The following is a 15,595-nucleotide window of genomic DNA, read 5'->3' as shown; positions in this document are numbered from 1 at the left end:
AATCATGAAGTATTTAAGCATATTTGAAAAAATAAAAGAAGATATAATTAAACATCCATATCTTGAATTGATAGAATGTCAATTTAATTCTGGATTAAGTGAAGTTGAATTGGAAAATTTAAAAACTGAATTGTATCAATGTGTAGGTTATTTCCAATCCATAGATATGAAAGCGATTTACAAGTTTTATAGAGAATGCAATGGATTGACTTTAAGTTGGAGAATAGCAAGTCATTTGAACGAAAAGGAGTATTTAGAATTAAAAGAAAAATTTCCAGATCTCACCTTCCCATACACAAGAGATTTAGAAATTGGAAAAATAAAAATACTTCCGTTTGAAGAAGTTTTTCTTTATGAACAAAACTATTTTGACACTTCAAATTCAGGAGATCATTTTACACAATTCAATGAATATATTTATGAAGGAAATTCCTTTGGTAAAATGCTGTTTATCTTCGATCTTTTTAGTGAAACTTGCTGTATGTCATTTGTGCCAGACGAAGATAACAAAGAGCCAAAAGTAATTTTTCTATCTGACTATTATATCGTTTGGGATAATTCAAGAATTACTTTTTTTGATAGTTATATTAATTTTTTAGCTGTGACACGAGGTCTTATAGAAAGTAGGAAGGAAATTTTTGACCATTTCAGGGGAGACACAAAAAAGCCAATTATATATAAAAAAAAATACGGTACTGATTTAGAACCCTCATTATTCAAAAAATAGCTTTATTCATGCAAAAATTTAAAAAAAAAATATCCAACACCACAATGAAGAGGTGTGAAGTTTTTTAGTTTACAACTCAATCTGAGTAGAGGAAAATCAAAAGATAAAAATGGAAAATGTATTTGAATATTTAAAATTGCAATTCATCCATCAGTTGGACATGGTTTTTATGGTCGAAAACCCTTCGGAAAAACCTGTGTTCAAAAGAACAAAGTCACAGGATGTTATCAATAAAATAATGGCTACTTTGATTTAAAAAACAGAATAAAATTAAAGAGGTTGAAGGCGATAACTTAAAAAAACATTTAAAAACAATAAAGTCATGCAAAAAACATTCTACCAAAAAGAGTTGCTTATTAAAGCAGAACAACAAAGAAAAGGCGTAAATAACAATAAGAAAGACGTCGAAAAAATTCAATCTTGGCTTAATTTATTTGCTATGCAAAATCCAGGTTCGGGAACATCAACAGGTATCGACGGTGATTTTGGTCCTGCAACAGAAAAAGCAGTGCTTAATTTTCAAAAATTTAATAGCTTACCTCAAACCGGAAGTGTAGATCAAAAACTCTTCGATTTACTTGTTTCTCCACTTAAAAAAGCTTTTCAAGGTCCTGTATCAGGCAATAATTTGAGAGAATTAATCCTGAATACAGCCCAAAACCATCTTAATAATCATCCTTTTGAGCTTGTAATAAACAACCAAAGCAATACCGGCCCGTGGGTACGAAGTTATATGGATGGTCATGAAGGAAGTGACTGGTTTTGGTGCATGGGATTTGTTCAGGCCATAGTTGATCAAGCGGCTTCTGTTAAGGGAAAAAATTTCAAAACCTTAATGCCATTAACATACAGTTGTGATACTGTCGGAACTACCGGCATCCAGAAAAAAATATTGACTCGTTTTCAAGTAGCAAGAACTAATCCCGCTTTAATAAAACCAGCAGATATATTTTTGATTCAAAAAACGACAAACGATTGGTTTCATACCGGAATTGTAACTGCGGTTCATGGAGATATTATTGAAACTATTGAAGGCAATACCAATTCTGGTGGTTCTCATAACGGAAACGCCGTCATCAACAGAATCCGAAACTATAAACAATCAAAAATTGATTTCTTTTCAATCGAATCATTAGTAGCATAAAATGGAAAATGTATTCTCTTACTTAAAAAACCAATTCGTTTTTCAGCTTGACGCCCTTTTTCAAGTCGAAAATCCGATGGAGAAACCTGTTTTAAATCAAATAGATGAAAGTGGGTTTATCAACGAGTTCATCATCGAAAATAATCTAACAGAAATTGATATTCTTTTATTAGGATTGGGTCTTGCCCCACACCTAAAACCCGATTTTTTAAGTTCGATTATTGCCGAATATTTACCCAATGGCGGCGAATTACCTGAGTTTGGGGGAATAAAAACGAAGAATCATCGCGGGATTTTACCAACGGGTGAAACGGCTCAGTTTTTAATTGCCGGAAATAATTTGGATGGCCGAATTTCATTTTATGATTACTTGCACAATCATTCTTTTCTTTATCAAAAAAGAATCATCAAAATAGAATCTGTTCCAAATGGTGAACCCAAACTAAGTGGTTTATTGATTTTAGAAGACGAATACATCGAAAAATTCATCACCGGAAAAATCCTAAAACCTCAACTCAGCAGCATTTTCCCTGCACAATTAATAGAAACGCAATTAGACTGGGACGATTTGGTGCTCAATTCTAATACTTTAAATCAGATCAAAGAAATAGAAACCTGGCTTAAATTCAACGATATTTTGCTTCATGAATGGAACATGAAAGCCAAAATAAAACCAGGTTTCAGAGTCATGTTTTACGGCACGCCCGGAACTGGGAAAACGCTGACGGCTTCACTCTTGGGAAAATACACCAAAAGAGATGTATACCGAATTGATTTGTCGATGGTGATTTCAAAATACATTGGTGAAACGGAAAAAAATCTTTCTTCGCTTTTTGACAAAGCGGCTGATAAAGACTGGATTCTCTTTTTTGATGAAGCCGATGCTGTTTTCGGAAAAAGAACTAATGTTAGGGATGCACATGATAAATATGCGAATCAGGAAGTTTCGTATTTGCTGCAGCGCATCGAAAATCATCCGGGATTGGTTATTCTGGCTTCGAACTTTAAAACAAATATCGATACGGCTTTCACTCGCAGATTTCAATCTATAATTGAGTTTGAAGTTCCCTCTCATGCCGAACGTTTACAGCTTTGGGAAAACAATTTACCAAAGGGAATCAAAATTGCAGAGGATGTAAATTTCAGTGAGCTTTCAAAAAAATACGACATCACCGGCGCCAATATTGTAAACATTATTCAATATGCCTGCCTGAGAACATTAGAAGACGAAAACGAAAGCATTAATCTTAATCACCTTCTTCAGGGAATTAAGAAAGAATATGCGAAGGAAGGGAAAATGATGTAACGGAGGGTTTGTGATTTAATCTTCACTTTACTAGTGATCATTTTTAACGCTGCGTATTTTATGAATAAAAAAATTGCATAAAGTCAGAGATATTTGCGAAGTTTTAACGATTGACTATACTCTTCGCAGAGCGGGTACTAATGTTTTATATAAATAATTAATATCAATACCTCTAGAACATTATCAACCATTACTTGGACAATCTTTCAACAGAAAGTTTTCCTAGTATGATTTTGGGTTCTGAAATTCTATTAAGTTCATTTAGACTTTGAACTTTCCATTCAATAATATTTCTTTTAGGAAATGAGTCCAGACTTATAATTATATTATTATCATATCCCTCATAAAAGGCATTATCGGTATATTTTGAACCAATGAACCAAGTAAAATTATACCCTTTTAAACTTTGTTTATCTGTAATTATAATCATTTGATAATTATTTTCTATTATTTCTGCCTTCTCACTATTTTCACCTGCATATCGCCATTGATATTCTAACCATGCAGATTTAATATTTATTGATAGACTATCATTAATTCTATAAGGATTATCATCCACTTTATATTCATTAATAAATACTTTCCTTGTTTTAGAATCTTCAATGTTTAAACTAACTCCTAAACCTCCATTTTTAACAAAAAAATTACACGAGAATATAGTAATAGATAATAACAAACAAACAAAAATGCTTGGTCTTCCGTACTCTTTAACCGATAAAAGTAAGCTTTCTATACATTTCATAGAATATTTTTTAAATTAATATTTTAGTTAATTTATTCTACTGATCCTCCGCTCGCCTCGGCTCCACACAGTCTTTATTCGTAACGCTGCGCAAATGTCTCTGACTTTGCGCCCATCCCAACTAAACATCTTCAAAAAACGAAAAACTTATAAAGTCTCCAACTTTAAACTAAATTCTAATACAGATTATATTTAGTAAACGATTTAGAATCTAAAACATTTACGACAGGATTATCTGCTTTTTCAATCGTTAGAAGTCCGTTATCATTAACATAATTGCTGGCACTAGAATAAATATAATCTGAAGCTTTGCAACAAGTCCGGCTCTAAAAGGATTTAAATGTATGTAATCTAATTTTGACCACATAAATTTATTGCTATAAATTTCCTCTGCATGATTTCCGTATTGCCAAAACTGATATTCTTTATTTCTCTGATGACTCTGAGCTGCTAATTTAAAACGTTCCAGCATCCATTCTCTTCTGCTTTCAGGATTATTTTTAATTTTATCTAAAATAGATTTTGCAATAAATTTTTTAAAATCTCTTATCAGGTCTGACAATTTTCCATCTCCTGATTGTACTATTAAATGAATGTGATTGCTCATAATGACATAACCGTACAAAATCATTCCTTTATTCTTTATACAATATTCAAAACATTCAATCACGACATCTCGATAACTTTGTCGTGTAAAAACATCAACCCAATCTACTACTGTTGGTGTTATAAAATGTGGTAAAGTTTGATCCCGAATTACATATCCTTCTTTCATTTTTAATATTTTCTTACAAAAACAACAGTTTTATCTTACTTTTTTTTGTTTTGAAAAACTGAGCTTGAAAAGTCGGGATAGTTTTTATTTGATTTAGGCTTTCGTAAGTAAATAAAAAAAACTCGCATTGATGCGAGGTTTTTACTTCTTTTAGATTGCGGGAGCAAAGTCAGAGACATTTGCGCAGCGTTGACGAGAAACTATACTCTTTGCGGAGCGGGGGTTTGATCCCGAATTACATATCCTTCTTTCATTTTTAATATTTCCTTACAAAAACAACAGTTTTATCTTACTTTTTTTTTGTTTTGAAAACTGATATTTAAAGGCAGGGAGACTTTATTTAATTTAGGTTTTCGTAAGGAAATAAAAAAACTCGCATTAATGCGAGTTTTTTTATGCCTTTTATTTTCTTTACTTTATTTAGATTGTGGGCGCAAAGTCAGAGACATTTGCGCAGCGCTGACGATTAACCATACTCTTTGCGGAGCGGGGGGATCTTGAAAAGTGTAGCTTTTTGGCACTTTTTTTCAAAAATATTTTTTTTGATTAGTAAATCAGTGTTCCAAAATGAGACACTAGTCTGGGAGGTTTCAAAAATTAGAAAATTTTCGCTTAGAGCATCGATGGTATCGATTGGAACAGGTACACAATTTTACGGTATGGGGAGGTAACTTGGCACTAAAAATATCGGCTTTTGGTATCGAAACCGCCGATACAGGGAGGGAGGATGCTCTGAGTGCTATTTTTGAAATTTATTGAGATTGTCTAGCAGTTGCAGGCTAACTTGAATTCTATTTTAACAGTTTGGTACACTTTAAAACGCTATAAAATCAAAAGCCACTCCGTTAGGAATGGCTTTGTTAATACTAGATTTCAAATTTAATTATTTGGTATTAGATTTAAATTGATGACAACTTTATTTTCAGTTACATCTTCTGCTTTAAAACTAGTTTTATAGCCATTTTTGTTTGATTTAACTTCAATGAAAGCTCCTTTTTGAAAATTAGTTTTATAGATACCTTTTTTATCTGTACTTGTTTTTATGGAATCTTGACTAGTATAACTACCATCAGGAGTTTCACCATAGCTCCAGCAAACAATTGAAACTTCAACATTTTCAATTGGCTTTTTAGTTATACTATCTACAATTGTTCCTTGAATTTGAACATTTTTCACATCATTGTAACAAGATGTAAATAAAAAAATGCTAATAAATATTCCTAAGTATTTCATCTTATCTTTTTTTAACTGTTGAATTGATAACTGGATTAATAATATTGCTTGCTTTTTGTTGAACATTTCCATGGTTTACACCTGCTCCAGAAACATCCTTATTAACGACATTTGTTTTTTTAGTATTAGAGGCTTTGTTTGGACCACCACTTGAACCTGGCGAGTTAGAACTTCCACTCTTACTTTTATTACTACTACCACTACCATTACTACCGCTAGTACTATTACTTGTTGCTCCAGTTGTAGAACCTGTTACTCTTGAAGCACTAGAAGCTCCTGAATTACTAGTTTGATATACATTTAAATTCGTTTTCACGTTTTCTGGAATTGTAGTATTAACAGTTACATTTTGCAATGGTCCATCAGAACCGTCTACCGTTACCAGTAAGTCAATAGGTACACTTGCCGCATTTAGTGTTTCTGCCAAATCAACTGCAACATCTACACCATAACTATAGCCGTACAAAATTACTTGGTCTCCTTGTTCGTAATTAGCATTAAAAAAATCTAATCCTTCTTGAACTCCCGAAGCAGAAGTAGCACCAGGGGCAATAATTCTACCCGCAAACTCTTTTCCATTTGCTGTTGCTGTAGATTCTGTGTTCTTGAAATACTGTCCTGTATATCCTGCTTGTCCAACCGTGGTAGGTTTGCCACCACCCGTTGGTCCTCCATGATAAAATATTGCTAGTACTTTTTCCAATCCTTCCAATTCTCTAAAAGCAATTGGAGTATTTTCACAGAATGCATATGGAGATTGATAACTGTAATCCTCACTTAACGGGTCAAGACTCATGAATCTACCTATGGCTGGGTCATAGTTTCTGTATTTAAAACTGTCCCAATTCAGTCCCAGCTCATCCTGACGCTCTTGTCCTTGGTACTTATACTTATTATTAGTCGCCACATAATCATTATATCCTTTGTGTTTTAATCCAAAAGGGTAATAATTATTTTCTTCGATAATTTCAAGAACTTGAGTTGTTGGGTTTTTAGCAAAGCTCAGTCGAACATTTCCTAAATGATCTTTGTACTGAAACACATACGATAGCACACCTTCGGTATTTTTTACATACCCTTCTGCTGTTGGGAAAAACTCTAAAACATTGTCTTTATACTGAAATCCTCCCAAATAATTGGTATTGGTTGTGGTAGTTCCCTCCTTTACAATTTTCTCTAGTTTTTGTCCTGCTGCGTTGTAAATATACTCAATTGTATTTCCCGTGCCAAAAGTTATTTTCTTGGGTAAATTCAGCTGATTATAAAGGATTTCGGTGATATTTTTATTTTTATCAGTGATCATGTTTCCGTTAACATCATAGGTGTAATCATCACCTGTTGTATTGGCATCGTTAAAACCGCTGGTGTTATTGGCACTATCCACCACTTTTGAAAGTTGGTTGGAATTGCCGGGATACATATATGCTAAATTATCGATTACATTGGTTCCTATTTGAGGATCCATATCTCCGTTTCGGTTCAAATACAGTATATTTCCGTTTTTATCATAGGATAAATTCTCGTTGTAAGAATCTGTCGTTAATTTCGATTTTTGATAAATGGCGCTTGTTAGTCTGTTTAGCTTATCATACTGATAACCGTAAGAACGCTCCAGATTATCAGAACCTGTTTTCCAGAAGGTTTCGGATATGTTTCCGTTATATAATTCTATTACATTTGGAATTTCAGTTTGTGTCTTATCATAATTAATTTTAAAGGCAAACAAATCAACAGGATCTGTATTTTGCTGCAGCTCATCGGTTTTGTTAATCCCGGTAAGCCAGCCTCTGATGTTATAATTAAAATCTACTTTTTGCAAAGGGCTTCCGGTGCTGTTGCCTACATTTTTGCTGGTCAACTGTCCGAGTGCATCATAGGTATTGTCTGCCAAAAGCTGTACAACGCCACCATTGATTTGGTGTGTATGAGTAAGCAAGCGATCCTGAGGCGAATACGTAAATTCTTCTTCTACAGTAATTTTTGGTCCTCCATTTACACGCTGGTGTTCTGTTAATGTATTTAGTGTTTTTCCGCTAAAATCAAGCTTACTATCAGTATGACTATTGCCAGTTAAATGATTCTTTATATAAGTACTTATAGGTCTTGCTTGACTATCATAAAACGTCGTGGCTGTTTCCCCTGCAATAGAAGATGTAGTTGTAAGTGCCCTTGTCCAGCTTCCGGTTGGTAATCCTTTTATATTTGTTAAAACTCCTTGTCCCATTATCGCCGAAGGCACACTCTGAGCTTCGGGAAAAGTATAATCGTCATAGTAATTAACGGTTAATAGTTTAAAACTAGTAGGCACTATACTATTATTATAATTAGTAGCAATGCCATCAATATTTAATGGGGTTGTGGTCTCAAATAAAGTAACTGCCAGATTTTGAGCATCCTGTAAAGACTTTCTGGTAGCTGAATCCGCTGTCTGACTGTTCCAACCTGTATAAATTGGTCGGCCAAACGCATCGTATTTGGTTATGAGCCAGCCAACATTACTGTCATCTTTAAAAGGCGATAACGCAGGACCTGTTGCCACAGGTCTGTCGAGTTTATCATAAACGATGAATTCCCATTGTTTGCCCGGTAATTTTTTCTCTGCCAAACGATTGCGATAATCGTATTTATATTGGTAACACAATCCGTTTAAAACTTCATCATTAATGGCTCCGTCTGCTTTTGGCGGAATTACATAGGTTAGGTTTCCGTAAGCATCATATACATAATACGTATCGAGTTTACTTCCGGATTCATAGGTTCTTTTTAAAAGAACCTGACCTTCTTTATTTTTAAATTCTACCGTAGATCCCGATGATTCGCTTGGATTTGCAGTAGTATTTTCATCAAAAGTTACATTCTTGTATAATTGATTTTCTGCATAATTTTCTGCCTCTGAAAAAGCAGGTTCAAACAATCCTGAACCGTCATCCCAAGTAGCTGTTGCTTTATATAGTTTTACTTCATCAGCAGTATTGGTCTGGTAATCGAGTTTAATTTCATGGCCGCTGCCCATAACCCATGAAGTTCCCGGAGCTGCTTGTTTTATAACTCTGTTTAAGGGTGATGATTCAAGTTGTTTTTCTGAAAATGGGTTGGCGGTATTCTCATATTTTTCTGTCGAATAAAAAGTTATCGTACCACTTTCAGCATTTCCATCAAACCCCATATTAGTCGAAGAAGACTCGTAAGGTAGATATTCTCTGAGTTGTCTTCCAAATTCATCATAACCAATGTGTGTTACAATATCTTTTCCTGATGAAGATTGCTTATTGGCAATTTGCTGGACGGGTCTTCCTAAACCATCAAAGTAGGTGATATTAGTCTGAACCTGATCTGCAGATGCAGCATCTATTGAGACAGCTGTTGGCTTCTTATATGTTTTAGTAATAATATAATTATGGTCTGAAGATGGGTTTGTAATATTGGAACAGTCAGAATTTGTTCCTTGTAATACCGGACAATTGTCGTCACTATTCCTTACATAACTTCCGCTTGGAACTGTACATTGCTGTACATAATTTGCAGGATCTCCAAGACCATCTAGTTCAGTATCTGCATACCATTTTGTATTTGGATGAAGTGTACTATCTCCATCATTACAATCGGTGTTATTGGTTACATAATCAGTTGGACGAATACTGTAATATACACTTACACCAGGATTACCAAAACCATCATTGTCAAAATCATAATAAAAATACTGTGGTGCTATATTAGTGATATTTACTGTCCCATCGTGGTAATCACTTGCATTTGAAACATATCGGTACGGCTGGGTACAGCTTTGCATCGTAACGGAACTTGCTCCAAAACCATCACCATCGCCATCAAAATACCATATGGCATTTGGGTTTACCGCAGCAGTGGAATCGTTACAATCTGTGTTATTGGCTACATAATTTACCGGTCTCAAACTATAATAAACGCTGACATTTGGATCGCCAAAACCATCATGATCATAATCATAATAAAAATACTGTGGTGCTATATTGGTAATATTTACTGTCCCATCGTGGTAATCACTTGCATTTGAAACAAATCGATACGGCTGGGTGCAGCTTTGCATCGTAACGGAACTTGCACCAAAACCATCACCGTCGCCATCAAAATACCATACCACAGTTGGATTTACAACAGCACTATAATCATCGCAATCTGTATTATTAGTGACATACCCACTTGGCTGTATGCTATAATAAACACTAATATTAGGATTACCAAATCCGTCTCCATCAACATCCTGATAAAAAGTCTGTGGGGTAATATTGTTAATATTGGCAGTAGCATCATTGTAGTCTGCTGCATTTCGAACATAGCCAGCAGGTTGATTACAGCTTATTGTAGTGATATCAACATTTCCGTATCCATCGGCATCGGCATCACGATACCAGATTGTATTGGGATTAATTGTTGCATTGGTGTCATTGCAGTCACTAGCATTCGATACATAACCTGTTGGGATTACACTATAATAAACACTAATATTAGGGTTACCATAACTATCTCCGTCATTATCCTGATAAAAATATTGTGGTGCGATATTGCTAATATTCGCTGTTGTGTCGTTATAGTCTAGTGCATTTCTGACATAGCCGTTTGGTTGTGTACATATATTTGTAGTGGTGGCACTTGTACCATATCCATCGGCATCGGCATCGCGGTACCAAACTGTATTTGGATTAATAGTTACATCCGAATCATTACAATCGGCATTGTTAGTGACATAACCTGTTGGTTTTGTACTATAATATACACTTATGATAGGATTTCCAAAAGTATCGCCATCAGTATCCTGATAAAAATATTGTGGGGCTATATTAGTAATATTAGCAGTACTGTCATTATAATCTGCTGCATTTCGAACATAACCTGCAGGCTGGTTACATTGTATTAGTATTGGACTGGATGCGCCATATCCGTCGGCATCAGCATCACGATACCAAACTGTATTTGGGTTTAATGACACATCATTATCATTACAATCGGTGTTATTTGTAACATATCCTGCCGGTTTTACACTGTAATAAATCGTAGCTGCAGGATTTCCAAAATTATCACCATCTACATCTCTGTAAAAAGTTGAAGGAGCAATATTAGTAATATTAGCCGTTGAGTCATTATAATCTAAGGTATTACGAACATATCCTGGTGGCTGCAGACATTGCACAAGTCTTGGCGTACTCACTCCATAACCATCGGCATCGGCATCGCGATACCATATTGTATTGGGATTAAGAGAAGCATCCGCGTCATTACAATCAGACTGGTCCGCAACATACCCGCTAGGTTGCGTGTCTGCATATATAACTGCACCGGGGTCACCAAAATCATCGTGATCCCAGTCTCTGTTCCATTGGTAACAATAAGTACAGCCACCTTCCTCAGGAGGATCATCCATAGTAGTTATTGGAGCTTTATTATTTACTTGCGCATACCCAAAAGTTAGCATCATTACTAAAATGAAACTAAGTATATTTTTTTTTATCATTTTCTTATTTAGTTTTTATAATGATATTCATTTTCAGATAAAATTTTACCGTCTTTGTCCTTTATAAATTGTAATCTGTTTAAGTCATCGTACGTATAAGTGGTTGTATATCCTTTTGGGTCTGTAACGGTACTTATACCTACTAATGGTTTGTAAGTATAGCTTGTAATCATGGCACCAGGTAAGTTGTTTCGAAAAGTATTTTCGTTAGCATTATATGCCCCTATAGCCTGATCGTATGTTGCATTTTCTACTTTGGCGATTGGCTTGGTTTTATTGTAGCCCCAAATAATGGCAACCGGTAATCCTCCTTCTGGTGTATATTGGAGTACATTCCCCATATCATCGTACTTGTTAAAAATAATTTTCCTGTCTGTGTCTAAACTAATATCAATATCATTACTCAATTTATTAGCATAAACAGATTTTGGTAATAATAAGTTGTTTGTGGCAGTACTCTGTTCATACTTTGTAATTGATTCTGATGTTTTTACATCATTAACAAAAGTCTGTGTTTTAACAGGAATCCCAATTCTGTTTTGGTCAATTAACTTTTGCATTTCTGTTGCTTGTAGTGTAGCTAATGATTCGTGAGGATAACTATATTTTGTTTTCAGTGTCTCACCTTTAGAGTTTTTTGACACTATTGACGTGGGTTGGCAATGTAAAGGATTATTATACTCATAAGTCGTTTCTTTTATTATCGGATTCTCTCCATTTATATCATAATCCTTTTGGGTGCTCTTTTTAAGATAACTCCATTGGGAACGAACCAAATATTCATTTAGAGAAAACAACGTAGGAGAGTTCCATGGAAAACAATCAAGAGTATGATCCGTACCAGCTGGCCAATGGTAAAGTTCAAAACTTCTATATGCTAAGCGACCTGTTACAAATTTATCCTTACTGGCGTCATGCTTGTATTCGTTTATGGTTTCCTGTAATGTTATATGGTGACCAAAAGAGTCCAGTTTAAAAGCTTTATGATTTAATAATCGGCCAGCTCCAAAACCATTGGTAAATGGTGTCGTTTTGTCTTCTTCTCCCTGCACTATATAAGGCAGGGCATCCTGCGTAATGTCATACACAAATTCTTCACCACCATTTTCAAAATTTTCCCCATAACTTTTATTGACTACATTATAGCCAAATTGAACATTTTGCATAGAATAAATTCTCGCTAAGCAAGAACTTGAAACAGAGAAACGAATTGTACTTGTACTGCTCTCACAAGTATTAAATCGTTCTGTTTTTCGTACATAAGCAATTGGTGCTCGCGAGATATAAGTCCCTCCATAATATAAGTATTTTTCTGTTCCAATTTTTCCACTTAATAAATTATCGTTTATTGTTTTAGATACTCTAAGTCCCCCGATCTCTGGTTCTATATCATGATAGGTAATAGGATCCGAATAATAATTAAAACCAATATTTGCCATCACACAAGGTGTCGTTACCTCTAATGTAACAATATAATTTTTGTTAGCTTCCAATGTAAAAGTGACAGAGTCAGAAAGGTTTGAGTCAGGATTGAATGCATAAAAAGCACCTAAACCAGTTGGGTAACCAATATCAGCATGATTCGTAAATTCAACTTTTGTATTTGTTTCGACATCACTTATATAAATTGTAGCTTGTGGATCATGTGGATCGGGCTCTGCACACGCGCTATTAATTGATGCTAGTGTGTTTAATTTAATTATTTGATTATCGGATGAAAATAATGGTTTACTAATCGAAAGTGAGCGTTCATTAATAGCGGTAAAAAGCGTAAGATTCATATTCTTACCTGGAGGATATACAGGAACTGTAACTTTTTGCCCAACGTTTGGCTCATATACGAATGTCGTAGTACCTTTAGTAGGATACGTTATTTTTTTTAACAACCCTAAATGTCCAAAATTATGATCGGGTTTTCTATTGGCCAATTCTGTGTAGAATGAGTTATAAACAGGGTGTAATACATAAGTAGGAACAGCAACTTCATTAGAAATCAGGGTAGTGTTATCTTTACCATTAAAAACGCCATAGTTATCTTTTGCAAAACTAAAACGGGCCGGTAAGTTTTCAGGAGAATAATATTCAAATTGATGAACTTTTGAATTAGAGGAATTACTATGCTCATTAATTTGACTAAGATAAAAACGTTTTTTAAGATAATCAGGAGAATTTCTTATGTTTTCTGGAAGATAAGCATAGTTTGAAAATGAATTACCGCTATATTCCACATAATTTAATCCAATTTTATTGATCAGGGTATTTTGATTATCGTAAATATTAATTTCATCCATTTTTACAAAATCAAAATCGTTGTCTGTAAATCTTTTTGAATATGAAAATGTTACTCTACAATCATTAGATATAATTTCCTTCAAAATTGATTCACTTGAAGAAGAATGATATTTAGCAGTTGTTAAAGATATTTGTGGATATGAAGTAGATTCTTTATATTCTAATGTTTGATCAAGCCCTGAAAGATATTCTACATAATTAGCTTCATAATTTAATGTAATTAAATTATTTGTCATTGTATCTAAAATTTTAGTCAAATACCAAGAGGTTTTTATCGCCTCTGATCTTGTACCTTGCAGGTTAAGATCTCTTATCAGACTTGTTTCAAGCCCCCCACCCCCTCCAAAAAAATATTTAACTCCTTTTGTATCGGTGATGATAATTTCAGGTTGTCTGTTAGGCCCTGAAATTCCAGTACCCAACTCGAGAAAATTACTGGTAACCTCAAATTTAAGTCCACTAGGTTCAATTTCAACCGGCACGTTATCATCATCTAAATAAAATTTGCCAGAAAGACCTCCGAAATTATAATTATATATATCGGGTTGTGTATCAACTTCAGGAGCTGATGTTACCTGTTCGAAGAAATTATACATTTCAGGCGAATTAATTGGTACATTTGGCTTCTGTAATCTTCCATTATAACTATCCTGATAATCATAAACTTGCCTGGTTATAACACCTCCGGCATTTAATGCCCAACCCATTCCCACATTCGACTCATATTGATCGACTTTTATTCCATCTGATGAATACGACAAACTAATAGGAAGTTCTATATTGCCTGATTTAATGCTATGTAAAGGAATATTTACAGATCCATTTCCTGTAAACTGATTTAAAGGAACCTGACCATACAATCCCAAGCTGGCACTATTAGGTGGTGGTGGAACTATGTTTGGTGTTGTACTTGGTTTTACGGGACCGTCATCATGTTGTGCAACAGCCTGTAAAGTTGCAAATATGCATAACAGCAACAGTAGGTAGCTAATCAAGTTGTTTGTATATAATTTATTCATTTGATTTTTTAATTAACTGATTTGATAACTTTAACAGATTCCGTTTTAACATCGGTTTTGATATTTATGATGTAGATTCCTTCTGAGTATCTGCTCAGATCTACAGGTACCGTTCTGCTGATAATACTGAATTCCTGCAAAATTCTTCCCGAAATATCTACCACAGTAGCAGTGCCGGATTTAAAATCATGACCTATAATGACGTTGGTATAAGTACTGGCAGGATTAGGGATTGCTTCTATACCAGCTTTCACTTTTTCGACTTTGGTTTTGTCTTTTAGTTTTACAACCCAAAAATCATTGCTGCCTATAGTAGAGTTTTTATCCTTTGACGAATTGGAGTTGGAAGTACCCGCCATTAAATAGCCGCCATCCCTGGTTTCGATTACTTTTCTAAGGATATCTTCTCCGGCGCTTCCTATTGTTTTCTTCCAGATTTCTTCGCCTTTATCATCAATTTTTAAGGCAATGTAATCATCGATTCCGTCCTTTTCCTTGCTTGCTCCGGCAGCTTTGGCTACTTTATTGACAAGAGATCTGCCTGATTCTGTCTTGGCATGGCCTCCCAGTAAATAAGTATTATCCTTATTTTCTACCAAAGAAGTTAAAATATCTATTTTTCCAAAATCATAGGTTTTGCTCCAAATTACGCCTCCTTCTTCATCTAATTTTAAAACCCAAAAATCTGTTCCATTCCCTACAATTCCTCCTTGTGTCGTTAGGGCATTTTTACTGTTGGAGTTTCCTCCCACAATATAGCCTCCATCGATGGTTTGGTGAATCAAATAAGGCTGGTCATCACCTTCTGCTCCATATGTATTTTGCCATTGAATTTCTCCGGTATCATTTATTTTTATAATCCAGTAATC

General features: G+C 34.6%; 10 protein-coding genes. 4 read left to right on the top strand and 6 right to left on the bottom strand.

The genetic code is table 11. The features are described from left to right. The first annotated feature begins 4 nt into the window (after positions 1 to 4). The 4 genes from EV143_RS20255 (at position 5) to EV143_RS20245 (ending at position 3,177) form a co-directional block, all read left to right on the top strand. The gene (locus EV143_RS20255) at positions 5 to 727 is read left to right on the top strand and encodes a hypothetical protein (protein WP_133509750.1); all 723 of its coding nucleotides are present in this window, start codon (positions 5 to 7) and stop codon (positions 725 to 727) included. Positions 728 to 836: 109 nt separating this feature from the next. Next, positions 837 to 983 carry a hypothetical protein gene (locus EV143_RS21560; RefSeq protein WP_166638193.1) on the top strand — a complete coding sequence of 49 codons (147 nt, stop codon included), beginning with the start codon at positions 837 to 839 and terminating at the stop codon, positions 981 to 983. Positions 984 to 1,049: 66 nt separating this feature from the next. After that, the gene (locus EV143_RS20250; RefSeq protein WP_133509749.1) at positions 1,050 to 1,871 is read left to right on the top strand and encodes a peptidoglycan-binding protein; all 822 of its coding nucleotides are present in this window, start codon (positions 1,050 to 1,052) and stop codon (positions 1,869 to 1,871) included. A 1-nt stretch (position 1,872) separates the two neighbouring features. Then, positions 1,873 to 3,177: an ATP-binding protein gene (locus tag EV143_RS20245; protein WP_133509748.1), complete on the top strand. Its 1,305-nt coding sequence runs from the start codon at positions 1,873 to 1,875 to the stop codon at positions 3,175 to 3,177. 190 nt (positions 3,178 to 3,367) lie between these two features. Here the strand turns inward: EV143_RS20245 and EV143_RS20240 are convergent, their stop codons facing one another. From EV143_RS20240 to EV143_RS20215, 6 genes are all read right to left on the bottom strand, one after another. Beyond that, on the bottom strand, positions 3,368 to 3,919 hold the full coding sequence (locus EV143_RS20240; protein ID WP_133509747.1) for a hypothetical protein: 552 nt from the start codon (positions 3,917 to 3,919) through the stop codon (positions 3,368 to 3,370). Positions 3,920 to 4,169: 250 nt separating this feature from the next. Then, complete coding sequence (locus EV143_RS20235) at positions 4,170 to 4,694, bottom strand: REP-associated tyrosine transposase (RefSeq protein WP_317128080.1); 525 nt, start codon at positions 4,692 to 4,694, stop codon at positions 4,170 to 4,172. 879 nt (positions 4,695 to 5,573) lie between these two features. After that, the gene (locus tag EV143_RS20230) at positions 5,574 to 5,927 is read right to left on the bottom strand and encodes a hypothetical protein (RefSeq protein ID WP_133509746.1); all 354 of its coding nucleotides are present in this window, start codon (positions 5,925 to 5,927) and stop codon (positions 5,574 to 5,576) included. 1 nt (position 5,928) lies between these two features. Next, the gene (locus tag EV143_RS20225; RefSeq protein WP_243739922.1) at positions 5,929 to 11,415 is read right to left on the bottom strand and encodes a DUF6443 domain-containing protein; all 5,487 of its coding nucleotides are present in this window, start codon (positions 11,413 to 11,415) and stop codon (positions 5,929 to 5,931) included. Between the two features lie 8 nt (positions 11,416 to 11,423). Beyond that, entirely contained in the window at positions 11,424 to 14,726 is a 3,303-nt protein-coding gene (locus EV143_RS20220; protein WP_133509745.1) for an RHS repeat domain-containing protein, read from the bottom strand. 8 nt (positions 14,727 to 14,734) lie between these two features. Further along, the coding region (locus tag EV143_RS20215) for a T9SS type A sorting domain-containing protein (protein WP_133509744.1) at positions 14,735 to 15,595 on the bottom strand (861 nt) is incomplete at its 5' end.

The sequence above is a fragment of the Flavobacterium chryseum genome (genome assembly GCF_004362015.1).
GTDB lineage: Bacteria > Bacteroidota > Bacteroidia > Flavobacteriales > Flavobacteriaceae > Flavobacterium.
This window is presented reverse-complemented; position numbering and strand designations above follow the sequence as displayed.